The following is a 24,429-nucleotide window of genomic DNA, read 5'->3' as shown; positions in this document are numbered from 1 at the left end:
ATGAAACAAAAAGTGGTTAGCATTGGCGACATCAACGTGGCAAATGACCTGCCGTTCGTGCTGTTTGGCGGAATGAACGTGCTGGAATCCCGCGATCTGGCGATGCGCATTTGTGAGCACTACGTAACCGTTACTCAAAAGCTGGGTATCCCTTACGTGTTCAAAGCCTCCTTTGATAAAGCCAACCGTTCTTCCATCCACTCTTACCGTGGACCGGGCCTTGAAGAAGGGATGAAAATCTTCCAGGAACTGAAGCAAACTTTTGGCGTAAAAGTGATCACCGACGTTCACGAAGCCAGCCAGGCACAGCCTGTTGCTGACGTGGTGGATGTGATTCAGCTGCCGGCATTCCTCGCTCGTCAGACCGATCTGGTGGAAGCGATGGCGAAAACCGGTGCCGTTATCAACGTGAAGAAACCGCAGTTTGTAAGCCCAGGCCAGATGGGTAATATCGTGGATAAATTCCATGAAGGCGGTAACGATAAAGTTATTCTGTGTGACCGTGGCGCGAACTTTGGTTATGACAACCTGGTTGTGGACATGCTGGGCTTCAGCGTGATGAAGAAAGTCTCCGGCAATTCACCGGTGATTTTTGACGTCACCCATGCGCTGCAGTGCCGCGATCCGTTTGGTGCAGCAAGCGGTGGTCGTCGTGCGCAGGTTACCGAACTGGCGCGTGCCGGTATGGCGGTAGGCCTGGCAGGTCTGTTTATTGAAGCGCATCCGGATCCAGCCAATGCGAAATGCGATGGCCCGTCCGCACTGCCGCTGGCGAAACTGGAACAGTTCCTGACGCAGATTAAAGCGATTGATGACCTGGTGAAAAGCTTCGACGAGCTGGATACCGAGAACTAAGTCTGGTTTGACCGCCCGATAGCGCCAACGCCTATCGGGCCGACAAAACAGTAAGAACTGAAGTGAAACATACTCCAGGCCGGATAAGACGCATTGCGTCGCATCCGGCTTTTTTATCAGGCAAATATCGTCATCAGATAGGCGATAAACAGCGCCAGATGCGCCGCACCGTTAAGCACGTTGGTGCGTCCGGTGGAGAAAGAGATGTGGCAGAGTACCAGTGATGAAACCATTACGATCATCTCTGGCGCGCCCAGCGCAAAGACCAAATCATTCCCGGTTGCCCATGCGATCAGCGTTACGACCGGTACGGTCAGTGAAATGGTGGCTAACACCGAACCGAAGAACAAATTCATCGCCCGCTGTACCTGATTGCTCAGAACCGCTTTCAGCGCCCCCAGCCCTTCAGGGGAGAGGATCAGTAACGCCACCAGGAAACCGGTAAATGCCACCGGCGCATTCAGCTCAGTCAGCAATGTCTCCAGCGGGCTGGCGTTCATCTTGGTTACGGCGATTACGGCGATCAGATGAATGATAAGCCAGGCGGCGTGCCACATATTGCTGTGCGCTGACGGCTTACCGTGATGCGGGTCGTCGTCGTCGCCTTCGTCTTCATGCTCGTAAATAAACAGACTCTGATGCGTTTTGGTTTGTATCAGCAAAAATACGCCGTACATCGCTGCAGAAATTAATGCTACCAGCAGCGCCTGCGCGGTGGTGAAATTCGCTCCCGGTAACGCCATCGGGAACACCAGTACAATAATGGCCAGCGGGAACAGGGCGATTAAATACTGCTTAATACCAAACAGGTTCATGTACTGAGTGGCAAATTTACGGCCACCTAACAGTAATGAAAAACCAACCAGACCACCGGTTACGATCATAATGATTGAATACAGCGTATCTCGCATAAGCGTAGGCGCGGCGTCGCCGGTCGCCATTAAGGCGGAGATTAAGCTGACTTCAAGAATAACAACGGACAGGCTGAGGATCAGCGACCCATAGGGTTCGCCAAGTCGATGCGCTAATACATCCGCATGACGGACAACGCTGAATGCGCTGCTTAATATACCAATAAGGGCCAGCGCATTAATACCGATGACCACTGGTAGTGACTGACTGCTCCCCCAGAAGAACAGTACTACCAGCGCCAAAATCGGGAAGACGAGAGAGGTCTCCTTGTGGCGGGTTTTTACCGCCTCATGTACTTGTGTCATTGAACTCGTTTCTCCATCTCTGCAGGTATTTATAATTATAAAAAATATTAAAGAATGTAAAAAATAACAGAAAACCTGGTTTTGTAGGTGACATTTTACGAAATTTTACTACATCGCTTGTTTTTCATGTTAAAGCGGCCAAAAACAAAATTCTTGTTTATAGACTGTTTAATTAACAAAAGGTTAGACGAAGAAAATTTCTAAAAATGTCCATTATTGGCGTATCGCCGCATTGTTAACCACACTTAAGGTTTAGCCTAAAAAGAGGAGTTCACAATGCCGTATAAATCTAAAAGCGATCTGCCTGACAGCGTGCAGCACGTACTGCCTGCCCATGCTCAGGACATCTATAAAGAAGCTTTCAATAGCGCCTGGGAACAGTATAAAGATAAATCTGATCGTCGTGATGATGCCACCCGCGAAGAGACAGCACACAAGGTGGCGTGGGCTGCGGTCAAAAATGATTATCAAAAAGGTGATGATGATAAATGGCATAAAAAGGCGTAACAGTATCAATTATAATGCCTTTGTGAACTAGCCTGCATCAGGGGTTAGCGAATCGTGCTACGCCGCGCCGTTACTGGCTTGCAAGCGAGCGGTGAATTGCCTATTGTCCAGCTATTGGTTTCAAAATGAGCAGTAAAAAGCCCGGAAGGCGTCAAAAAAGTTGTCGCAGGGAAGCAGCAGTGGCGGAGGTGTAAGGTGTTAACGCGTGATTTTTTATTGAATGCTGACTGTAAGACGGCATTTGGTGCTATTGAAGAATCACTACTCTGGTCAGCGGAACAACGTGCAGCCTCACTGGCCGCCACGCTCTCTTGCCGACCAGATGATGGACCGGTGTGGATCTTCGGTTATGGATCGTTGATGTGGAACCCGGCCTTAGAGTTTGAAGAGTCCTGTACCGGGACGTTAGTCGGCTGGCACCGTGCCTTTTGTCTGCGCCTGACGGCGGGGCGTGGAACGGCTTGTCAGCCAGGACGCATGCTGGCCCTGAAAGAGGGGGGGCGCACCACCGGTGTTGCTTACCGCTTGCCGGACGCGTCGCTGGAACAAGAGCTTTCGCTGTTGTGGAAGCGAGAAATGATCACCGGCTGCTATCTGCCGACCTGGTGTCAGTTGGCGCTGGATGACGGCCGGACGGTGAACGCGCTGGTCTTTATTATGGATCCGCGCCATCCGCTGTTTGAGTCAGATACGCGTGCGCAGGTGATCGCGCCGCTGATTGCCGCCGCCAGCGGACCTTTAGGCACTAACGCCCAGTATCTGTTCTCGCTGGAACAAGAACTGATTAAGTTAGGGATGCAGGATGATTGTCTTAACGATCTGGTGATCACGGTCAAACGATTGTTGGGCGAGAACCTGCCGGAAGGGGTTATGCGGCCAGGATTTGCCTGACACTAGCCAGGAACTGAATGCCCGAAAGACTGCTGCTTTTCGGGCATTTAACGCTTAGGCTGCAATATAACTTATCGAATGCTCGAGCGATTGGCTGTGGCTGTCGATCAGCACATTCCAGATGCCGGTATAGGGCACGGTCAACCATGCGTTATCACGATCCTGCACGCTTAAGATGTCGGACTGCGTGTCTTTGACGTGATTTTTCTCGCTCATCAGATGGATATGACAGCGCTCGGAACAGCGCACCACCACCGTATCGCCACCAAATAACTTTAAACTCGCCTTCACTAATGCCATTTTTCACCCCGTTCTTGAAAACAACGTACTTTCTGTCGAAAGTGCTGCGTGATGTTGTTCACATTTCACTCATGGCATAACACCAAAGGGGGAGCAACAGGATGCTGATTTTGATCAAAAAATGGCATAACGATTAAACAAAAGTGACAAAATTCCTCAAAACGGTTGAAAGGGCGTGCTAACGTTCAACGAAACCGCGCCCATCTACAATTAAATCCGGAAATTATCGACACTTTCAGTGCGCTGGCCTGAAAGCGGTGTATCAGAAGGTCAGAACTTTATCTGCAGCCAACGTCCATTGAGCCAGTTCGACCAGCGTCCCGACGGCCACGCCGTCAATTAACGGCAGATCCGTTATTCCACGGCCATCGGTGCAGGTTTTGCACAGTTTGACCGGCACATTTTGCGCCGTCAGGATCTCCAGCATTTGCTGAATATTGTATCCTTCTGCGGGTTTTTGACCTCGTAATCCCGCGGTTACCGCGTCCGACATTAAAAACAGACGCAGGTCGAGACTGGCTTCCTGTTCACGCAGAGCGATAGCCAGACGCAGGCTGTTGAATAACGATTCGCTTCCATAGGCCGCACCGTTCGCGACGATCACTATCTTTTGCATTTTTACTCCTGTTGTCGGATGGGAGGATAATTTCTGCCGTGTATGGTACTCCCTGTACCAGATATCGAAAAGAAAGCATATGAGGACCCCTTATTATTCGGGTCAGAAAATCCCGAAAACAGGGATTAAGGCTGCAATTAAATGCTGAAGACGTTATGGTTTAGGTTAAGTGTGCCTAATTAATTGATTTAAGAAATAACTAACGATTTGAGCCGTATTATTTATTTTCCTCTCGCCGTATTTGCACTCTTGCCGCTGGCAGGCGGTATTGCCAGCGCGCAGTCGTCTTTTATCCACCAGGCTGAAAACCCTTTTGATAACAATAGTGATGGCTTGCCCGATCTCGGCATGGCGCCGGAGTCACGGGCTGGCGAAAAGCACTTTGCCGAAATGGTCAAAGCGTTTGGTGAGGCCAGTATGACCGATAACGGGCTTGATACGGGTGAACAGGCGAAGCAGTTCGCGTTTGGTCAGGTGCGTGACACGGTCAGTGAACAGGTGAATCAGCAACTGGAATCCTGGCTCTCTGTGTGGGGAAACGCCAGCGTCGGGTTGCAGGTTGATAACGAAGGCAGCTTTACCGGAAGTCGGGGAAGCTGGTTTATCCCATGGCAGGACAATCAACGTTATCTTACCTGGAGCCAGTTGGGAATGACGCAACAGGACGAAGGCTTAGTCAGTAATGCGGGGATTGGACAGCGTTGGGTCCGTGACGGTTGGTTACTGGGTTACAACACCTTTTATGACAACCTGTTGGATGAAAATCTGCCCCGCGGTGGCCTCGGTGCCGAGGCGTGGGGCGAATATTTGCGCTTATCCGCTAACTATTATCAACCGTTGTCCTCCTGGCAGGAGCGTAGCGTAACCCAGCAACAACGGATGGCCCGCGGCTACGATCTGACCGCGCAAATGCGTATGCCGTTCTATCAACACCTCAATACCAGCGTCAGCGTGGAACAGTATTTTGGCGACCGGGTGGATCTGTTTCATTCGGGAACCGGGTATCACAATCCGGTGGCGGTGAACCTCGGGCTAAGCTATACGCCGGTGCCGCTGATCACGGTAACAGCGCAGCATAAGCAGGGTGAAAGCGGCATCAGCCAGAATAATCTTGGCTTCACGCTTAATTACCGTTTTGGCGTGCCGCTAAAAAAACAGCTGATGGTCAGCGAGGTGGCAAACAGTCGATCGCTACGCGGCAGTCGTTATGACGATCCGCAGCGTAACAATTTGCCGACGCTGGAGTATCGCCAGCGTAAAACGCTGTCGGTGTTTTTGGCCACGCCACCCTGGGATCTTAATCCTGGAGAGACGGTGGCGCTGAAGCTGGAAGTGCGTAGTCTGCATGGGATCCGCCGTCTGGCATGGCAGGGTGATACCCAGGCGTTGAGCTTAACGGCGGGCAGCAATAGCCGAAGCGCGCAGGGATGGACGATTATTATGCCGAAGTGGGACAACAGAGAAGGGGCGACGAACCGCTGGCGGTTGTCTGTGGTGGTAGAAGATGAGCAGGGCCAGCGTGTCTCTTCCAATGAGATCACGCTATCACTGACCGAACCGTTTATTAACGTTTCGGAAAATGATCCTCGCTAAGAATGACGCATATACGCGATATCAGAAAATGCGTTCCTGATGCACCCATACCGCGGCTTCAACGCGTGATTTGAGCTTCATTTTCTTCAGCATATGCTTCACGTGAACTTTTACCGTACTTTCGGTGATGTCCAGGCGGCGGGCGATCATCTTGTTAGGCAGTCCCTGGGCGATGAGCTTGAGGATGTCGCGTTCGCGCGGCGTCAGTTGGGTGACATCACGATCAGACGTTGCGCGATTTGCGCGCAGGCTGGCGGCCAGAACCGGCGTTAAGGCTTCGCTCAGCACCATTTCGCCAGCCGCTGATTGCTGTAAGGCTTTCAGTAAATCTTCCGGCTCCATATCTTTCAGCAGATAACCGTCAGCGCCGCGTTTCAGTGCGGTAACCACGTCTTCTTCATGGTTGGATACGCTAAACACAACGATACGGCCCGACAAGGATTTCTCACGCAGCTTGTCGAGCGTTTCCAGACCGTTCATGCCGGGCATATTGAGATCGAGAAGGATCAGATCGGGATCAAGGGATTCTGCCAGCTCGATACCCTGCTCACCATTGCTGGCTTCGCCGACAACGGTGATATCGGGCGCCATGCTGACAAGCTGTTTTACACCGGTTCGCAGCATCGGATGATCGTCGATCAACAGGATGGTAGCCGGTTCCAGATTACTCATGGGTATCTCCTTGGACTTCTGTGAAGTTTGTTTCGGGAATAAAAGTGACAGCAACTTCAGTACCGCCAGTCTCGCGACGGCGTACACGGCAATCGCCGCGCAAGCTTTGCGCACGGTCGCGCATAATTATCATGCCGTAGTGGTTACTGCGTTCGGCGTTTTCCGGTACGCCGCAGCCGTTATCTTGCACTGTCAGTTTGACCTGCTTGCCATTTTGCACCACCGTCACGACCACTTCATCGGCCTGAGAGTGTTTGAGGGCGTTGCTCAGAGCTTCGCGCGCAATTTGTAGCAGGTGAATAGCCTGATGCGAAGGGACCAGGCGTGGCGGTAGCTGATAATCCAGCTTCACCGTAAATCCAAAACGGGCGCTGTACTCCTGACAGCTGGCTTCCAGCGCGGGTCGTAATCCAGGTTCCGTCAGCTGTAAACGGAAGGTGGTTAACAGCTCACGCAGTTGCGCCCACGACGCATTCAGCTCGTTACGAATCTGACTGAGCAGTTCGCGGCAGTTATCTGAAAGCGCATCACCCTGCATCTGCAAACAGCTAACCTGCATCTTCATACAGGAGAGCGATTGTGCAATAGAATCATGAAGTTCGCGCGCAATGGTGGCACGCTCTTCCATCACGATCAACTGCTGTTGGCGCTCCTGATGCCTGTCGAGCGCAAGCGTTGCGGTCAGTTGCTCAACCAGGGTATCAACCAACTGCTGCTGATCGTGGCTGAGATGGCGTCCATTCGGTAAAGTAGCGAGCAGGATACCATACTGGGTATGTGCATCGGTCAGTCGCCATTTCAAGGTGATACCGCCGTCAATGGCGGGCAGTGTTCCGCGAGGACACAAGTGACAGCCTTTCTCATCACAGCTGGCATTGGACTGACAGGTAAATTCCTGATGATTATCTTCATCTTCCAGGTCATAAACCCGCAGTTCAATATCATGCAGCAAGGTCAAATTTTGCAGACCGTTCAGTACCGGCGAGAGGCGTTCGCACAACGGCACCTGAGAGTGCAAACGGCGGTTGGCTTGCCACAGGAAAGAGAGGATCTGGTTTTTGTGCTCCAGACCCGCCGTTTTCTCCTGTACCCGCTGCTCCAGCACCGCGTAACTCTCGGCCAGTTCTTCCGACATATTATTCAGCGCCGAGCCCAGAGTCGCCATCTCATTACGCCCGCTGATATGCGCGCGTTGGGTAAAATCACGTTGGCTGACGGCTCGCGCCATTGTCAGTAGCTGTTTCCACGGCTGTAGCAGGCGCACGCGCAGCCAGATAATGGTGAAGACCAGCAGCAATGCCATAAATACGGCCATCAGGCGATGCAGCAGGACGACGCGTTCAATGCGTAATTCGGTAGTATGGTCAAAGGCGGTAACCAACTTATCCAGCCCGCCCACAAAGCGCGTCACATCCTGCGCTACTGCATCAGGCGTTTGGGCATGCGCAAGCCCTGGAGCCAGTTCAGTATGCCAGTAATCCTGTAATGCTTTTAACTGCGCCTGCTGTCCGTCACGCTGCGCGGCTCGTGTCAATTCCGGGCTAAACGCCGTTTGCTCCATTTCATCCAGCAGCGGTTGGTCGCTCGCATCCAGCGGTACGGCTGCCAGCAGGCGATAGCTTTGCATGCGCAGCGATCCCGCTTTGTTGATCGCATGGGCGCTACCCTGAACGCCCTGGACCAGCCAGCCAGAGACAGCCATGCCCGCCACACCGATGGCAGTAGACAACAAAACAATTAGCGCCACCTGGTTAACCAGCGTAAGCGGGGAGAGACAACGTTTAAACATGGTGACTTGTTCCTTCGGGTTTTCGCAAAGCTGAAAACCTTATTGAATGACGGTTCTGCTGCAGGCAGTGGCGTTATTCTCAGCGATACGCTGGAGTATACCCATACCTCAAACGGGCTACCTCTTAATTGCCGCCGGAGGGAGAGATCCTGGACGAGGGGGAGTAGGGGGCGACAGAAGCGTGAAAAACCACATCTTTTTTAGCGAAGTTATGTACTCATTTAGGGTAATGATAAATTTTGGACATGAATAATGACTCCTTTTCCTTTGATTTATATCAACTTACCTCCAGCTGTAAACCCTAATGTTGCAGGCATCGAAACAAGTATCAGAGGTGTCTATGAGTCACTCATCTGCCCCGGAAAGGGCATCTGGAGCTGTAATTACCGAATGGCGGCCGGAAGATCCCGCCTTCTGGCAGCAGCGTGGTCAACGAATCGCCAGCCGTAACCTGTGGATTTCCGTCCCTTGCTTGCTGCTGGCGTTTTGCGTGTGGATGTTATTTAGCGCCGTGGCGGTGAACTTACCGAAAGTCGGATTTGATTTCACCACTGAACAGCTGTTCATGCTGACGGCATTACCTTCGGTGTCCGGCGCGTTGCTGCGTGTTCCGTACTCCTTTATGATTCCCCTGTTTGGTGGACGCCGTTGGACGGCGTTTAGCACTGGGATCCTGATCATTCCTTGCGTATGGTTAGGTTTTGCGGTGCAGGATACCTCCACGCCGTTCAGTACCTTTATTATTATCTCCCTGTTGTGCGGCTTCGCTGGTGCGAACTTTGCGTCCAGCATGGCAAACATCAGCTTCTTCTTTCCAAAACAGAAACAGGGCGGTGCGCTGGGTCTGAACGGTGGCCTGGGCAACATGGGCGTCAGCGTGATGCAGTTGGTTGCGCCGCTGGTGGTTTCACTGTCAATCTTTGCCGCATTTGGTAGTCACGGGGTTGAACAACCGGATGGTACGCAGCTGTATCTGGCAAACGCCGCATGGATTTGGGTACCGTTCCTGGCAGTGTTAACGCTGGCTGCATGGTTTGGTATGAATGAGCTGGCAACGTCTAAAGCATCGCTGAAAGAGCAATTGCCGGTGCTGAAACGCGGGCACCTGTGGATTATGAGCCTGCTGTATCTGGCAACCTTCGGTTCATTTATCGGTTTCTCGGCCGGTTTCGCGATGCTGTCAAAAACGCAGTTCCCTGAGGTACAGATCCTGCATTACGCCTTCTTTGGACCGTTGATTGGTGCGCTGGCTCGTTCAGCGGGCGGGGCAATCTCTGACCGTCTGGGCGGAACCCGTGTAACGCTGGTGAACTTCGTGCTGATGGCTATTTTCAGTGCCTTACTGTTCCTGACGCTGCCATCTAACGGTGTTGGCGGCAACTTTATCGCCTTCTTTGCGGTGTTCCTTGCGTTGTTCCTGACGGCTGGTCTGGGAAGTGGTTCAACCTTTCAGATGATCTCTGTTATTTTCCGCAAGCTGACGATGGACAGAGTGAAAGCTGAAGGCGGTTCAGAAGAGAAGGCCATGCGCGAGGCGGCAACCGACACTGCGGCAGCGCTGGGCTTTATCTCAGCCATTGGCGCGATTGGCGGCTTCTTTATCCCGAAAGCTTTTGGTACGTCTCTGGCATTGACCGGCTCTCCGGTCGATGCGATGAAAGTATTTCTGATCTTCTATGTCGCCTGCGTGGTTATCACCTGGGCGGTATACGGACGTCATTCTAAAAAGTAAAAAAGTAGTAGCAGTTGATTATCCATTGCGCGGCGTTAGACCGCGCTTTTTTTTGTTCTAAATTAGTTACAACATACTTATATGTGAGCTCATGACGAAAGTCTGCGAAACGGTGCTCGCAATATGCTAAGCAGGGGGGATACCCCTTAATACCCACTTATAAAGAATTTAACATTTGTATGATAAGTGAGTTTGAAAAAATCATTTAAATTCAATATGTTGAATTGTTCATTGATATCCCACTAAGGGGGTATGTGAAAATCAACCCTCCATTTTCATCCCTGCCTGCCTTGATCGTTATCAATTCTCACGCCCTTTCAGAGCGTTACCTTCGCTCTCAATCAAGCAATGTCGATTTATCAGAGAGCCGTCAGGCTCCTACAGGAGAAAACCGATGAGTAAATTCCTGGACCGGTTTCGCTACTTCAAACAGAAGGGCGAAACCTTTGCCGATGGGCACGGCCAGCTTCTCAATACCAACAGGGACTGGGAGGACGGATACCGCCAGCGTTGGCAGCATGACAAAATCGTGCGCTCAACCCACGGGGTAAACTGCACGGGCTCATGCAGCTGGAAAATCTATGTGAAAAATGGTCTGGTTACCTGGGAAACCCAGCAAACTGACTACCCACGCACGCGTCCAGATATGCCTAACCACGAGCCTCGCGGCTGCCCACGTGGTGCAAGCTATTCCTGGTATCTCTACAGTGCTAACCGTCTGAAATACCCGCTGATGCGCAAACGTCTGATGAAGATGTGGCGTGAAGCAAAAAGATTACACAGCGATCCGGTAGATGCATGGGCATCCATTATCGAAGACGCCGACAAAGCAAAAAGCTTCAAACAAGCGCGTGGTCGCGGTGGATTCGTTCGTTCTTCCTGGCAGGAAGTGAATGAACTGATTGCTGCATCTAACGTTTACACCATCAAAACCTATGGTCCCGACCGTGTCGCAGGCTTCTCGCCGATCCCGGCGATGTCGATGGTTTCGTATGCTTCCGGCGCACGCTATATGTCGCTGATTGGCGGTACCTGTCTGAGCTTCTATGACTGGTACTGTGACCTGCCTCCTGCCTCCCCACAAACCTGGGGCGAGCAGACCGACGTACCGGAATCTGCCGACTGGTATAACTCCAGCTACATTCTTGCATGGGGCTCTAACGTTCCGCAGACCCGTACCCCGGATGCGCACTTCTTTACCGAAGTTCGTTATAAAGGCACCAAAACGGTAGCAATTACCCCCGACTACGCTGAAATCGCCAAACTGTGTGACCTGTGGCTGGCGCCGAAGCAGGGGACCGATGCGGCGATGGCAATGGCGATGGGTCATGTCATGCTGCGCGAGTTCCACCTCGATAACCCGAGCCAGTACTTCACCGACTACGTTCGTCGTTATACCGACATGCCAATGCTGGTGATGCTCGAAGAGCGCGACGGCTACTATGCTGCTGGTCGTATGCTGCGTGCAGCGGATCTGGTTGACTCCCTGGGTCAGGAAAATAATCCGGAATGGAAAACCGTCGCTATCAATAGCAACGGCGATATGGTTGCGCCAAACGGTTCAATTGGTTTCCGTTGGGGGGAAAAAGGCAAATGGAATCTCGAGCAGCGCGACGGCACGTCCGGTGATGAAACCGAACTGCAGCTCAGCCTGCTGGGTAGCCAGGATGATATCGCCGAAGTGGGCTTCCCGTACTTTGGCGGCGAAGGCACTGAGCACTTCAGTAAAGTAGAACTGGAAAACATTCTGCTGCATAAATTGCCGGTCAAACGCCTGCAACTGGCCGATGGCTCTACCGCGTTGGTAACCACCGTTTACGATCTGACTATGGCTAACTACGGCCTGGAACGCGGTCTGAACGATGAAAACTGCGCAACCAGCTACGATGACGTGAAAGCGTACACGCCGGCCTGGGCAGAAAAAATCACTGGCGTATCACGCTCTCAGATCGTGCGCATAGCCCGTGAATTTGCGGATAACGCCGATAAAACCCACGGTCGTTCAATGATTATCGTCGGTGCGGGTCTGAACCACTGGTACCACCTCGATATGAACTATCGTGGTCTGATCAATATGCTGGTGTTCTGCGGCTGTATCGGCCAAAGCGGCGGCGGTTGGGCCCACTATGTCGGCCAGGAAAAACTGCGTCCGCAAACCGGCTGGCAGCCGTTGGCGTTTGCGCTTGACTGGCAGCGTCCGCCTCGTCATATGAACAGCACTTCCTACTTCTATAACCACTCCAGCCAATGGCGCTATGAGACGGTTACTGCGCAGGAACTGCTGTCCCCAATGGCCGACAAATCCCGCTACAGCGGTCATTTGATTGACTTTAACGTTCGCGCTGAACGGATGGGTTGGTTGCCATCTGCGCCGCAGTTAGGGACTAACCCGCTGCGTATCGCCGAAGAAGCGCAAAAAGCAGGCATGACGCCGGTGGACTACACCGTTAAATCCCTGAAAGAAGGTTCTATTCGCTTTGCGGCAGAGCAGCCGGAAAACGGTAAAAACCATCCGCGTAACCTGTTTATCTGGCGTTCTAACCTGCTCGGGTCTTCCGGTAAGGGCCACGAGTACATGCTGAAGTATCTGCTGGGCACTGAACATGGTATTCAGGGCAAAGATCTCGGCCAGCAGAGCGGCGTGAAGCCGGAAGAAGTGGAATGGCAGGATAACGGCCTGGACGGCAAACTGGATCTGGTCGTTACGCTGGACTTCCGTCTGTCGAGCACCTGTCTGTATTCCGACATCGTGCTGCCGACCGCAACCTGGTATGAAAAAGACGATATGAATACCTCGGATATGCATCCGTTTATTCATCCGTTGTCTGCCGCCGTTGACCCGGCCTGGGAGTCGAAGAGCGACTGGGAAATCTATAAAGCCATCGCCAAGAAATTCTCTGAAGTGTGCGTGGGCCACCTCGGTAAAGAAACCGACGTCGTTACGCTGCCGATTCAGCACGACTCTGCCGCTGAACTGGCGCAGCCACTTGACGTGAAGGACTGGAAAAAAGGTGAATGTGACCTGATTCCTGGCGTTACCGCGCCGCACATCATGACCGTTGAGCGTGATTATCCGGCAACCTACGAGCGTTTCACCTCCATCGGCCCGCTGATGGAAAAAATGGGTAACGGCGGTAAAGGGATTGCCTGGAACACCCAGAGCGAAATGGATCTGTTGCGTAAGCTCAACTACACCAAGGCTGAAGGCCCGGCGAAAGGCCAGCCAATGTTGGATACCGCAATTGATGCCGCAGAGATGATCCTGACGCTGGCACCGGAAACTAACGGTCAGGTAGCCGTGAAAGCCTGGGCGGCGCTGAGTGAATTTACCGGCCGCGATCATACGCATCTGGCGCTGAATAAAGAAGACGAGAAAATTCGCTTCCGCGATATTCAGGCGCAGCCGCGCAAAATTATCTCCAGCCCGACCTGGTCAGGTCTGGAAGATGAACATGTCTCTTATAACGCCGGTTACACCAACGTTCATGAGCTGATCCCATGGCGTACGCTGTCTGGTCGCCAGCAGTTGTATCAGGATCATCAGTGGATGCGTGACTTCGGTGAAAGCCTGCTGGTTTACCGTCCACCAATCGACACCCGTTCGGTGAAAGCGGTGATCGGCGAGAAATCTAATGGTAACCCGGAAAAAGCGCTCAACTTCCTGACGCCGCACCAGAAATGGGGTATCCACTCTACCTACAGCGACAACTTACTGATGCTGACGCTATCACGCGGTGGTCCGATTGTGTGGATGAGCGAAGTCGATGCGAAAGATCTGGGAATCGAAGATAACGACTGGATCGAAGTCTTCAACAGTAACGGGGCGCTGACGGCGCGTGCTGTTGTCAGTCAGCGTGTACCAGCCGGGATGACCATGATGTACCACGCGCAGGAACGTATCGTTAACCTGCCGGGTTCAGAAATCACTCAGCAGCGTGGCGGGATCCACAACTCAGTGACCCGTATTACACCGAAGCCAACCCACATGATCGGCGGCTATGCGCAACTGGCCTACGGATTTAACTACTACGGCACCGTTGGTTCAAACCGCGATGAGTTCGTAGTTGTACGTAAGATGAAGAACATTAACTGGTTGGATGGCGAAGGCAATGACCAGGTACAGGAGAGCGTAAAATGAAAATTCGTTCACAAGTCGGCATGGTGCTGAATCTCGATAAGTGCATCGGCTGCCACACCTGTTCAGTGACCTGTAAAAACGTCTGGACCAGCCGTGAAGGTATGGAGTACGCCTGGTTCAACAACGTCGAAAGTAAGCCTGGCGTTGGCTTCCCGAACGACTGGGAAAACCAGGAAAAATGGAAGGGCGGTTGGATCCGTAAAATTAACGGCAAACTGCAGCCGCGCATGGGTAACAAAGCGCTGCTGCTGGGTAAAATCTTTGCTAACCCGCATCTGCCGGGCATGGATGATTACTACGAGCCGTTTGATTTTGACTACCAGACGTTGCACAACGCTCCGGCAGACAGCAAGGCGCAGCCGATTGCACGTCCGCGCTCGCTGATCACCGGTCAGCGGATGGACAAAATCACCAGCGGTCCGAACTGGGAAGAAATTCTGGGCGGCGAGTTTGAAAAACGCGCCAAAGACCAGAACTTCGAAAACATGCAGAAGGCGATGTACGGTCAGTTCGAAAACACCTTCATGATGTATCTGCCGCGCCTGTGCGAGCACTGCCTTAACCCGGCGTGCGTGGCAACCTGTCCGAGCGGTGCTATCTACAAGCGTGAAGAAGATGGCATCGTGCTGATCGACCAGGACAAGTGCCGCGGCTGGCGTATGTGTATCACCGGCTGTCCGTACAAGAAGATCTACTTCAACTGGAAGAGCGGGAAATCTGAGAAGTGCATCTTCTGCTACCCGCGTATCGAAGCCGGTCAACCGACTGTTTGCTCCGAAACCTGCGTAGGTCGTATCCGTTACCTCGGCGTACTGCTGTATGACGCAGATGCGATCGAAAGCGCAGCAAGCACCGAGCACGAGAAAGATCTGTACCAGCGTCAACTGGACGTGTTCCTCGATCCGAACGATCCGGCTGTTATTGAACAGGCGCTGAAAGATGGTATTCCTTTGAGCGTCATTGATGCCGCACAGCAGTCTCCGGTTTACAAAATGGCGATGGACTGGAAGCTGGCGCTGCCGCTGCATCCGGAATACCGTACTTTACCGATGGTTTGGTACGTGCCGCCATTGTCACCAATTCAGTCTGCCGCCGATGCGGGTACGCTTGGCAGCAACGGTATTCTGCCGGATGTTGACAGCTTGCGTATCCCGGTTCAGTACCTGGCAAACCTGCTGACCGCAGGTGACACTCAGCCGGTATTGTTGGCGCTGAAACGTATGCTGGCGATGCGTCACTACAAACGCGCGGAAACCGTTGACGGTAAAGTTGATACCCGTGCGCTGGAAGAGGTGGGCTTAAGCGAAGCGCAGGCTCAGGAAATGTATCGTTACCTGGCGATTGCTAACTACGAAGATCGTTTCGTGGTACCGAGCAGCCATCGCGAACTGGCGCGTGACGCCTTCCCGGAGAAAAGCGGTTGTGGCTTTACCTTCGGCGACGGTTGCCACGGCTCTGATACTAAATTCAATCTGTTCAACAGCCGCCGCATCGACGCTGTCGATGTGACCAGCAAAACGGAGCCGCACCAATGATTGAACTCGTCATTGTTTCGCGTCTGCTCGAGTACCCGGATGCTGCCCTGTGGCAGCATCAGCAGGAACTTTTCGATGCACTCGCGTCATCTGAGAACCTGGATAAAGAAGATGCCCAGACCCTGGGCGTTTTCCTGCGCGATCTGACCGCGCAGGACATGCTGGATGTACAGGCTGCCTACAGCGAGCTTTTTGACCGGGGTCGTGCTACCTCACTGCTGCTGTTTGAACACGTTCACGGTGAGTCTCGCGACCGCGGTCAGGCGATGGTTGACCTGATGGCGCAGTATGAGCAGCACGGTTTACAGCTCGACAGCCGCGAACTTCCCGATCATCTGCCGCTGTATCTGGAATATCTTGCACAACTGCCGAAAAGCGAAGCGCTAGGTGGTTTGCAGGATATCGCGCCGATTCTGGCTTTGCTCAGCGCTCGTTTGCAACAGCGTGAAAGCCGTTATGCAGTGCTGTTTGATCTGCTGTTAAAACTGGCGAATACCGTTATTGACAGCGACAAAGTGGCTGAAAAAATTGCGGATGAAGCGCGTGACGATACCCCACAAGCGCTGGATGCGGTCTGGGAAGAAGAGCAAGTGAAATTCTTCGCCGATCAGGGGTGTGGCGAGTCGGAAATCTCCGCTCACCAGCGTCGTTTTGCCGGGGCCGTTGCGCCGCAGTATCTGAATATCACCACCGGAGGACAGCAATAATGCACTTCCTGAATACGTTCTTCTTTGACATCTATCCGTACATTGCGGGTTCTGTCTTTCTGATCGGCAGTTGGCTGCGTTATGACTACGGGCAATATACCTGGCGTGCGGCTTCCAGTCAGATGCTGGATCGCAAAGGGATGAACCTGGCGTCAAACCTGTTCCATATTGGGATTCTGGGGATTTTTGCCGGGCATTTCCTTGGCATGTTGACGCCGCACTGGATGTACGAAGCGTGGCTGCCGCTTGAAGTGAAACAAAAGATGGCAATGTTCGCGGGCGGTGCCAGTGGCTTGATGTGTCTGATTGGTGGCGTACTGCTGCTGAAACGTCGTCTGTTCAGCCCACGCGTGCGGGCCACCACCACTGGAGCAGATATTCTGATTCTCTCGCTGCTGGTGATCCAGTGCGCGTTGGGCCTGCTGACCATTCCGTTCTCCGCCCAGCATATGGATGGTAGCGAGATGATGAAGCTGGTGAACTGGGCGCAGACAGTAGTGACCTTCCACGGCGGAGCGTCTCAATACCTGGATGGCGTTGCATTTATTTTCCGTATGCACCTGGTGTTGGGTATGACGCTGTTCCTGTTGTTCCCGTTCTCGCGTCTGGTACACATCTGGAGCGTTCCGGTCGAATATCTGACACGCAAATACCAGATTGTTCGTGCGCGTCACTAATCGGTAATCTGTATAAGACAAAACCCTGCTTCGGCGGGGTTTTTTTATGTCTGTGTGCCGGATGGCGTCGTAAACGCCTTATCCGGCCTACGCAGGTATCAGCGAACTTTGTAGGCCTGATAAGCGCAGCGCATCAGGCAAATTGCGCGCACGTATCGACTTTGTAGGCCTGATAAGCGCAGCGCATCAGGCTAATATAGGTCATTGCAGTTGGATTGGGTGTTGATGCTTGATGAAGTAATGGTGGTGGGGAAGGATGACTCAGCGCTTCGCCCTTCGGGTCGTTGCCTTTGGCAACGCTTTCTCGCTACGCTCGAATCGAAGCTTCTCATCCTCCCCACATGGGCAGAATATAGGGTATTTAGGTTTGATTTCACCGAAGTGCGACAGGGAAGTAATGGTGGTGGGGGAAGGATTCGAACCTTCGAAGTCGATGACGGCAGATTTACAGTCTGCTCCCTTTGGCCGCTCGGGAACCCCACCAGGGGTATACTAATTGTTTGAATCTAACAGCATGAATGGTGGTGGGGGAAGGATTCGAACCTTCGAAGTCGATGACGGCAGATTTACAGTCTGCTCCCTTTGGCCGCTCGGGAACCCCACCACGGGGTAATGCTAATTACTGGCCTGCTTCCGTTGGAAGCGGGGCGCATCATATCAAATGATGCGCCCCTGTAAAGCATTCCGTTGATAAAAAAGAACTGGTTGCCTGATTTTTACGCGTAAAGATGTAAAGGTAACCAATCAACTTATCAATCGATTACAGAATAATCGTTCGGTTACCGTAAACAAAGACGCGTTGAGCCAGAACTTGATACAGCGCGCGGCTTAATACGTTTTTCTCGACGTCGCGACCAGCACGCATCATATCTTCTGCGGTGTAGGTGTGATCCACATGAATCACGTCCTGCATAATGATTGGGCCTTCATCGAGGTTGTCATTCACGTAGTGGGCTGTCGCACCGATGATCTTCACGCCGCGTTCATAAGCCTGGTGGTACGGGCGGGCACCAATAAACGCTGGCAGGAATGAATGATGGATATTGATAATCTTATTCGGGAAGCGTGAAACAAAAGTTGGTGTCAGAACGCGCATGTATTTGGCCAGCACGACATAGTCCGGTTGATGCGCGTCGATAGCGTCGGCCATGTTCTGGTCATGCTCGTCACGTGTTAAACCTTCGTGGCTGACCAGCTCAAACGGAATATCGAACCGCTCAACTAAGGGACGCAGCGTCTCGTGGTTGCCGATCACAGCGGCAATTTCAACATCCAGTCCACCATAATTGGCTTTCATTAACAGATCGCCCAGGCAATGTGCTTCCTTGGTGACCAAAATGACAATACGACGGCGTCCTGCAGGCGTTAATTCGCGGATTGAGCCTTCTGGTAAGGCGCTGTCCAGATCGGCAAGTAGCGTGACGTCGTTAAAAATACCTTCCAGCTCGGTACGCATAAAAAAGCGCCCGGTACGGTGGTCCACGAACTCATTGTTTTGCACGATGTTCAGTTCATGCTTGTAACAGATATTTGTAATGCGCGCGATCAGACCTTTTTGGTCCGGGCAAATAGTGCGCAGTACTTTTCGTTGTAATGAATGCATTTGCAGCGGTGATCCTGTTGAGAATGTTTGCAAAATTGATACTGTCGGGCGTTGATTAGCCGCAGCACTTTTTAAATTTTTTACCGGAGCCACAAGGGCAGGTATCGTTTCGTCCAATTTGAGGGCGTGTACCGTCTATATAGTACCACTGACCGTTTTCTTTTAAAAAACGAGAGCGCTCGATAATTGCGCCTGTTTTGCCTTGTTCAGTAAATCGCGCAACAAAGCTGACATAGCCGACATTTTCTGAGTCTGCTGTTTCTTGTTCAAAAACGGTCAGTCCGAGCCATTCGGTGTGACTAAATCCTGCGACAATGTCGTCGCGAAACGCGGCAGCATGACAGGCGGAATGCCAGGTTCTGATAAGGTAATCTGCGTCTTTCATCACAAAAGCACAGTACCGAGAACGCATGAGGTGTGACGGCGTAGGTGCTACTTGCGCGCCGGACACATAACGGTAGCAACATAGGCTATACTCGACAGCGCTACCACAGGGACAAAGCTGAGACACAAAGTACTCCCTGGAATAAAAAAACGGCGTATAAACGCCAGAGTGGCACTATGTTAACTGAGCGGTAGCGATGTTGCTACGTCTGCAAGCCAGGGGAAGTTTGTACGTACAATGAGAAAAATAAAAATAGGGCTGGCGCTCGGTTCCGGCGCAGCACGAGGTTGGTCGCATATTGGCGTTATTAAAGCCCTAAAACATATGGGGATTGATGTCGATATCGTTGCAGGGTGCTCCATTGGTTCGCTGGTTGGCGCAGCCTATGCCTGCAATAAGTTACCTGCTCTCGAACAGTGGGTTTGTTCTTTCAGCTATTGGGACGTCTTACGTCTGATGGATCTCTCGTGGCGCAGGGGCGGTTTACTGCGCGGTGAACGGGTATTCAATCAGTACCGTAATGTCATGCCGGTAGAATCAATTGAGCAATGCACACGCCGTTTCGCAACCGTGGCGACTAATCTGAGCACGGGGCGGGAGCTGTGGTTCACCGAAGGTGATTTGCATCTGGCTGTCCGGGCCTCCTGTAGTATTCCTGGTCTGATGTCTCCCGTGGCGCATAATGGTTATTGGCTGGTGGATGGTGCGGTGGTGAATCCTGTCCCCGTCTCGCTGACGCGTGCATTGGGTGCCGATATTGTTATAGCCGTCGATCTGCAACACGATGCGCATCTCATGCAGCAAGACTTACTCTCCTTCAACGTCAGCAGCGATAGCGAGTCGAGTGATGATGCTGACGAGCTTTCATGGCATGCCCGCCTGAAAGAGCGCTTGAGCAACATTACGGCCCGGCGTGCGATAACCGCACCGACGGCGATGGAGATCATGACGACGTCTATCCAGGTACTGGAAAACCGTCTAAAACGTAACCGCATGGCCGGTGACCCACCAGATATTCTGATTCAGCCGTTTTGTCCGCAAATATCCACGCTGGATTTCCACCGCGCCAGTGCAGCAATTGCTGCCGGACAACTGGCGGTCGAGAAGAAAATGGATGAGCTTCTACCCTTGGTGAAAACCAACGTCTAACGCATTTTTTATCAACACTTAAGCAAATTCTGACAGGCGTGAGTAGCAATAGCATGCCACTATTTACTAAAGCCAGTCAGGGGGGAGAATATGACGCAGCCATTGGTCGGAAAACAGATTCTTATCGTCGAGGATGAGCCGGTATTTCGCTCACTCATGGACTCATGGTTTTCCTCTTTGGGAGCGACAACGGCGGTAGCTGGCGATGGGCTTGAAGCACTGGAGTTACTCGGACACTTTAACCCTGACTTGATGATCTGTGATTTGGCTATGCCAAGAATGAACGGCCTCAAACTGGTGGAGTATTTGCGCAATCGTGGCGATCAGACTCCAATACTGGTGATCTCCGCAACGGAAAACATGTCCGACATAGCCAAAGCGCTGCGATTAGGCGTGGATGATGTGTTGCTGAAGCCTGTTAAGGACCTTAACCGCCTGCGAGAAACGGTCTTGGCGTGTCTGTATCCCAATATGTTTAATTCACGCGTGGAAGAAGAAGAGCGGCTATTTCGAGACTGGGATGCGATGGTCGGCGATCCTGCAGCAGCGGCAAAGCTCCTGCAGGAATTACAGCCTCCGGTGTCTCAAGTGATTTCGCAATGTCGTATAAACTATCGCCAGTTGGTGGCCGCCGATCAGCCGGGGCTGGTGTTGGATATTGCGCCGTTGTCGGACCATGATCTTGCCTTTTATTGTCTGGATGTGACGCGGGCAGGGGATAATGGCGTCCTGGCGGCGTTATTACTGCGAGCACTATTTAATGGTTTGCTGCAGGAACAGCTGGCACATCAAAATCAACGATTACCGGAGTTAGGTGCGTTATTGAAGCAGGTAAACCATTTGCTGCGCCAGGCTAATTTACCGGGACAGTTTCCCTTGCTGGTGGGCTATTACCACAGCGGATTAAAAAACCTGATTTTGGTATCAGCAGGGCTAAATGCGACATTAAATACGGGTTCCCACCAGGTACAAATCAGTAATGGCGTTCCGCTGGGCACCTTAGGTAATACGTATCTTAATCAACTAAGCCAACGTTGTGAGTCCTGGCAATGTCAAATTTGGGGGGCAGGTGGTCGTCTGCGCCTGATGTTGTCTGCGGAATGAACAATTGAGATGAGTGGGAATGAAATTGGTTCACCCTCCTCATGCCGTGAGTGCTACTATCAGCGCCAGATTTATTCGTATTTATCTTAATTATACCGACGCGCGTCCTTTTCAGACCAGAAGCTTGTCGCGGTACTGATATACTTGGATGCGATACAGATTGATGAACACGTTCAATACATGAACAGTCCAGGAGAGTTTTAAATGGCTGCCCTTAATTCAAAAGTCAAAAAGGCCGTTATCCCGGTAGCGGGATTAGGAACCAGGATGTTACCGGCTACGAAAGCAATCCCGAAAGAGATGCTACCGTTGGTTGATAAGCCATTAATTCAGTACGTCGTAAACGAATGTATTGCTGCGGGCATCACTGAAATTGTACTCGTAACTCACTCGTCTAAAAATTCTATTGAAAACCACTTCGATACCAGCTTTGAACTTGAAGCTATGCTGGAAAAACGTGTAAAACGCCAGTTGCTGGAAGAGGTGCAGTCTATTTGTCCGCCGCATGTCACTATTATGCAGGTGCGTCAGGGGTTGGCTAAAGGCCTGGGTCACGCGGTATTGTGCGCGCATCCGGTCGTTGGCAATGAACCGGTTGCGGTTATCCTGCCAGACGTAATTCTTGACGAATACGAATCTGATTTATCACGCGACAACCTTGCCGAAATGATTCATCGCTTTGATGAAACAGGCAGTAGCCAGATAATGGTTGAACCGGTAGAAGATGTCACCGCTTATGGTGTTGTTGATTGTAAAGGCGTTGAATTAGCACCAGGCGAAAGCGTACCGATGGTTGGCGTTGTTGAAAAGCCGAAAGCGAATGTTGCGCCATCTAATCTGGCCGTTGTTGGTCGTTACGTTCTGAGTGCGGATATCTGGCCACTGCTGGCAAAAACCCCTCCGGGAGCGGGTGATGAAATTCAGCTGACCGATGCTATCGATATGCTGATTGAAAAAGAAACGGTTGAAGCTTATCACATGAAGGGTAAAAGCCATGACTGTGGTAATAAGCTGGGCTATATGCAGGCGTTTGTAGAATATGGCATTCGCCATAATACGCTTGGTGCTGAATTTAAAGCCTGGCTGGAAGACGAGATGGGTATTAAGAAGTAACCTGCTGGTATTATCAGGTAAGAACGGCGCTGTTAATCCAGCGCCGTTTTTTTATACCTAATCTGGGTAGGGAGCTATGCGAAGTACAGGTAAAAAAAATCCCGCCAGTGGCGGGATTTTAAGCAAGATATTTCTGAATTATTCCTTGATCAGGAAATCGTCCAGTTGTTTACCTTGTTCTTCCATCGCTTTTTTGATCACAGCCGGTGTACGACCCTGGCCAGTCCAGGTTTTAGTTTCACCGTTTTCGTCAACATAGCTATATTTAGCTGGACGCGCAGCGCGTTTAGCTTTGGTGCCAGATTTAACAGCAGCCATGCTATTCAGCAGTTCGTTAGGGTCAATGCCATCAGCGATCAGCATTTCACGATATTGTTGCAGTTTACGAGTACGTTCTTCAACTTCAGCAGCGGCAGCGCTTTCTTCTTCACGGCGCTCGCTAACTACAACTTCTAATTTTTCCAGCATTTCTTCAAGCGTTTCCAGAGTGCATTCTCTTGCCTGCGCACGAAGAGTACGGATGTTGTTCAGAATTTTAAGTGCTTCGCTCATTGTAGTAATCTCAAACTTATATTGGGGGTGGTTTGTTGAGCTAATAATAGAGCGATAAATTCAGTTGTGCAATAGCCAGGAATGTGAGGAATTCAAAATTGCGCTTTATTTAGTATCAGAATTAATTCTTTTGCCTTAAATTTTCCACGATGCTGGGCATAAAAAAGGCTTATTGGTGAGGGGGCTTCTCAGCGGCTGAGAGTAAAAATTCAAGATTCAGGTCACATTTTATGACGTGCAAATAGTATCTCTTTGCAGCGATTTCAACCTTTTGTATTAGTTTTGCTTACGTGAATTCGCTAATACATGACGACAGAGGGTAGATTCAATAACAATAAGAGAAGGGTTTCTTTATTGCCGCAGGATGATAAGTGACATTGATAAATTTCATGAGCACTATTTGTGAAAGAATGTGTATATACAGGACCAGTATCCGGCTTTCTGGGCTATGGCTGAGTGTACTCACACGCCCTTGTGACTTAAAGGACCGGTTATTTAGACGGCACTGAGCGAACCTGTACGCGCATTTATACGCCTTTGAGGACAACGCTACACCGACTCGTTCGTGAATATGATACAATCGCGCCAATATTTAATTCCCCGGGTGAGGGCCTACGGTCAATGGCACAGCTATATTTTTACTATTCTGCAATGAATGCCGGTAAGTCGACTGCATTGCTGCAATCTTCGTACAATTATCAGGAACGCGGGATGCGTGCCGTTGTATATACAGCGGAAATTGATGACCGTTTCGGCGCTGGAAAAGTAAGTTCACGTATAGGTCTGTCGTCACCTGCAAAATTGTTTAACCAAAATTCATCATTGTTCGAAGAGATTCGCGCTGAGAACGAACAGCAAAGAATTCACTGTGTACTGGTTGATGAGTCTCAGTTTCTGACTCGACAGCAGGTTTATGAATTATCTGAAGTTGTCGATCGGCTGGATATTCCCGTGTTGTGCTATGGCTTGCGTACTGATTTTCGTGGGGAGTTATTTGGCGGCAGTGAATACCTACTTGCATGGTCAGATAAACTGGTTGAATTAAAAACCATTTGTTTTTGTGGGCGTAAGGCCAGCATGGTGTTACGTCTTGATCAGGCAGGAAGACCCTATAACGAGGGCGAGCAGGTTGTTATTGGCGGGAATGAGCGCTATGTCTCGGTATGTCGTAAGCATTATAAACAAGCGCAGTCTGAAGGCTCTCTGACCGCGATACAAGAACGACACAGTCACGACTAACCCTACGCGCTTCTGGGCGCTTATAAACACAGGGTAGGCTATACGCTTCAAAAAC

At 51.4% G+C, this 24,429-nt stretch carries 21 protein-coding genes, 2 tRNA genes and 1 other RNA gene; 13 read left to right on the top strand and 11 right to left on the bottom strand.

The features are described from left to right. The gene (kdsA, locus tag E1B03_RS14910; RefSeq protein WP_003020772.1) at positions 1–855 is read left to right on the top strand and encodes a 3-deoxy-8-phosphooctulonate synthase; all 855 of its coding nucleotides are present in this window, start codon (positions 1–3) and stop codon (positions 853–855) included. A 116-nt stretch (positions 856–971) separates the two neighbouring features. Here kdsA and chaA read toward each other — a convergent pair whose 3' ends face one another. Next, positions 972–2,072 (bottom strand): sodium-potassium/proton antiporter ChaA, encoded by a 1,101-nt coding sequence (gene chaA, locus E1B03_RS14905; RefSeq protein WP_003020769.1) that lies wholly within the window; start codon positions 2,070–2,072, stop codon positions 972–974. 276 nt (positions 2,073–2,348) lie between these two features. Here chaA and chaB point away from each other — a divergent pair, with 276 nt between their 5' ends. Next, entirely contained in the window at positions 2,349–2,579 is a 231-nt protein-coding gene (chaB, locus tag E1B03_RS14900; protein WP_079937413.1) for a putative cation transport regulator ChaB, read from the top strand. Between the two features lie 195 nt (positions 2,580–2,774). Continuing rightward, the gene (locus E1B03_RS14895; protein WP_133086502.1) at positions 2,775–3,470 is read left to right on the top strand and encodes a gamma-glutamylcyclotransferase; all 696 of its coding nucleotides are present in this window, start codon (positions 2,775–2,777) and stop codon (positions 3,468–3,470) included. 54 nt (positions 3,471–3,524) lie between these two features. Here E1B03_RS14895 and E1B03_RS14890 read toward each other — a convergent pair whose 3' ends face one another. Both E1B03_RS14890 and E1B03_RS14885 read right to left on the bottom strand, forming a co-directional pair. Further along, on the bottom strand, positions 3,525–3,770 hold the full coding sequence (locus E1B03_RS14890) for a DUF1883 domain-containing protein (protein WP_003020763.1): 246 nt from the start codon (positions 3,768–3,770) through the stop codon (positions 3,525–3,527). Between the two features lie 262 nt (positions 3,771–4,032). Continuing rightward, positions 4,033–4,386, bottom strand: a complete 354-nt coding sequence (locus E1B03_RS14885; protein ID WP_103770780.1) for a DsrE/DsrF/TusD sulfur relay family protein — start codon at positions 4,384–4,386, stop codon at positions 4,033–4,035. A 249-nt stretch (positions 4,387–4,635) separates the two neighbouring features. On the opposite strand from E1B03_RS14885, the gene E1B03_RS14880 reads away from it, so the two are divergent. Beyond that, positions 4,636–5,979 carry a YchO/YchP family invasin gene (locus E1B03_RS14880; protein ID WP_246044169.1) on the top strand — a complete coding sequence of 448 codons (1,344 nt, stop codon included), beginning with the start codon at positions 4,636–4,638 and terminating at the stop codon, positions 5,977–5,979. Between the two features lie 21 nt (positions 5,980–6,000). Here E1B03_RS14880 and narL read toward each other — a convergent pair whose 3' ends face one another. Further along, a complete protein-coding gene (narL, locus tag E1B03_RS14875; RefSeq protein ID WP_003833392.1) occupies positions 6,001–6,651 on the bottom strand; it encodes a two-component system response regulator NarL in 651 nt (216 codons plus the stop codon). Beyond that, entirely contained in the window at positions 6,644–8,440 is a 1,797-nt protein-coding gene (gene narX / locus E1B03_RS14870; protein WP_103770778.1) for a nitrate/nitrite two-component system sensor histidine kinase NarX, read from the bottom strand. The genes narL and narX overlap by 8 nt, the downstream gene beginning before the upstream one ends. Positions 8,441–8,780: 340 nt before the next feature. Between narX and E1B03_RS14860 the strand changes: the two genes are divergently transcribed. The 5 genes from E1B03_RS14860 (at position 8,781) to narI (ending at position 17,229) form a co-directional block, all read left to right on the top strand. Further along, complete coding sequence (locus tag E1B03_RS14860; RefSeq protein WP_103770777.1) at positions 8,781–10,172, top strand: NarK family nitrate/nitrite MFS transporter; 1,392 nt, start codon at positions 8,781–8,783, stop codon at positions 10,170–10,172. Between the two features lie 394 nt (positions 10,173–10,566). Beyond that, positions 10,567–14,310 carry a nitrate reductase subunit alpha gene (locus tag E1B03_RS14855; protein WP_103770776.1) on the top strand — a complete coding sequence of 1,248 codons (3,744 nt, stop codon included), beginning with the start codon at positions 10,567–10,569 and terminating at the stop codon, positions 14,308–14,310. Further along, positions 14,307–15,845, top strand: coding sequence for a nitrate reductase subunit beta (gene narH / locus E1B03_RS14850; protein WP_103770775.1), 1,539 nt, complete (start codon positions 14,307–14,309; stop codon positions 15,843–15,845). Before E1B03_RS14855 ends, narH begins: the two co-directional genes overlap by 4 nt. Beyond that, positions 15,842–16,552: a nitrate reductase molybdenum cofactor assembly chaperone gene (gene narJ, locus E1B03_RS14845; protein ID WP_008784959.1), complete on the top strand. Its 711-nt coding sequence runs from the start codon at positions 15,842–15,844 to the stop codon at positions 16,550–16,552. The genes narH and narJ overlap by 4 nt, the downstream gene beginning before the upstream one ends. After that, positions 16,552–17,229, top strand: a complete 678-nt coding sequence (narI, locus tag E1B03_RS14840) for a respiratory nitrate reductase subunit gamma (protein WP_087053398.1) — start codon at positions 16,552–16,554, stop codon at positions 17,227–17,229. Before narJ ends, narI begins: the two co-directional genes overlap by 1 nt. A 241-nt stretch (positions 17,230–17,470) precedes the next feature. Here the strand turns inward: narI and E1B03_RS14835 are convergent. The 5 genes from E1B03_RS14835 to E1B03_RS14815 form a co-directional block, all read right to left on the bottom strand. Beyond that, a non-coding RNA gene (locus tag E1B03_RS14835) (RtT sRNA) lies at positions 17,471–17,581 on the bottom strand. Between the two features lie 46 nt (positions 17,582–17,627). Further along, positions 17,628–17,712 (bottom strand) — tRNA-Tyr (locus tag E1B03_RS14830). 36 nt (positions 17,713–17,748) lie between these two features. Then, positions 17,749–17,833, bottom strand: a tRNA-Tyr gene (locus E1B03_RS14825). Between the two features lie 156 nt (positions 17,834–17,989). After that, positions 17,990–18,832, bottom strand: a complete 843-nt coding sequence (gene purU / locus E1B03_RS14820) for a formyltetrahydrofolate deformylase (RefSeq protein ID WP_048217494.1) — start codon at positions 18,830–18,832, stop codon at positions 17,990–17,992. Positions 18,833–18,887: 55 nt separating this feature from the next. Next, the gene (locus E1B03_RS14815; protein ID WP_103770774.1) at positions 18,888–19,343 is read right to left on the bottom strand and encodes a YchJ family protein; all 456 of its coding nucleotides are present in this window, start codon (positions 19,341–19,343) and stop codon (positions 18,888–18,890) included. A gap of 111 nt (positions 19,344–19,454) precedes the next feature. On the opposite strand from E1B03_RS14815, the gene rssA reads away from it, so the two are divergent. The 3 genes from rssA (at position 19,455) to galU (ending at position 22,583) form a co-directional block, all read left to right on the top strand. After that, positions 19,455–20,366: a patatin-like phospholipase RssA gene (gene rssA, locus E1B03_RS14810; RefSeq protein ID WP_103770773.1), complete on the top strand. Its 912-nt coding sequence runs from the start codon at positions 19,455–19,457 to the stop codon at positions 20,364–20,366. Between the two features lie 90 nt (positions 20,367–20,456). Further along, the gene (gene rssB / locus E1B03_RS14805; protein ID WP_133086501.1) at positions 20,457–21,470 is read left to right on the top strand and encodes a two-component system response regulator RssB; all 1,014 of its coding nucleotides are present in this window, start codon (positions 20,457–20,459) and stop codon (positions 21,468–21,470) included. A gap of 204 nt (positions 21,471–21,674) precedes the next feature. Beyond that, entirely contained in the window at positions 21,675–22,583 is a 909-nt protein-coding gene (gene galU, locus E1B03_RS14800) for a UTP--glucose-1-phosphate uridylyltransferase GalU (protein WP_103770771.1), read from the top strand. Between the two features lie 138 nt (positions 22,584–22,721). Here galU and hns read toward each other — a convergent pair whose 3' ends face one another. Beyond that, positions 22,722–23,135, bottom strand: a complete 414-nt coding sequence (gene hns / locus E1B03_RS14795) for a histone-like nucleoid-structuring protein H-NS (RefSeq protein ID WP_003020723.1) — start codon at positions 23,133–23,135, stop codon at positions 22,722–22,724. A 621-nt stretch (positions 23,136–23,756) separates the two neighbouring features. Between hns and tdk the strand changes: the two genes are divergently transcribed. Continuing rightward, complete coding sequence (tdk, locus tag E1B03_RS14790; RefSeq protein ID WP_103770770.1) at positions 23,757–24,374, top strand: thymidine kinase; 618 nt, start codon at positions 23,757–23,759, stop codon at positions 24,372–24,374. Positions 24,375–24,429: the final 55 nt, after the last annotated feature.

The sequence above is a fragment of the Citrobacter arsenatis genome (assembly GCF_004353845.1).
GTDB classification, from domain to species: Bacteria; Pseudomonadota; Gammaproteobacteria; order Enterobacterales; family Enterobacteriaceae; genus Citrobacter; species Citrobacter arsenatis.
The sequence above is the reverse complement of the archived record's forward strand: the minus strand, read 5'-3'. Positions and strand labels throughout refer to the sequence as shown.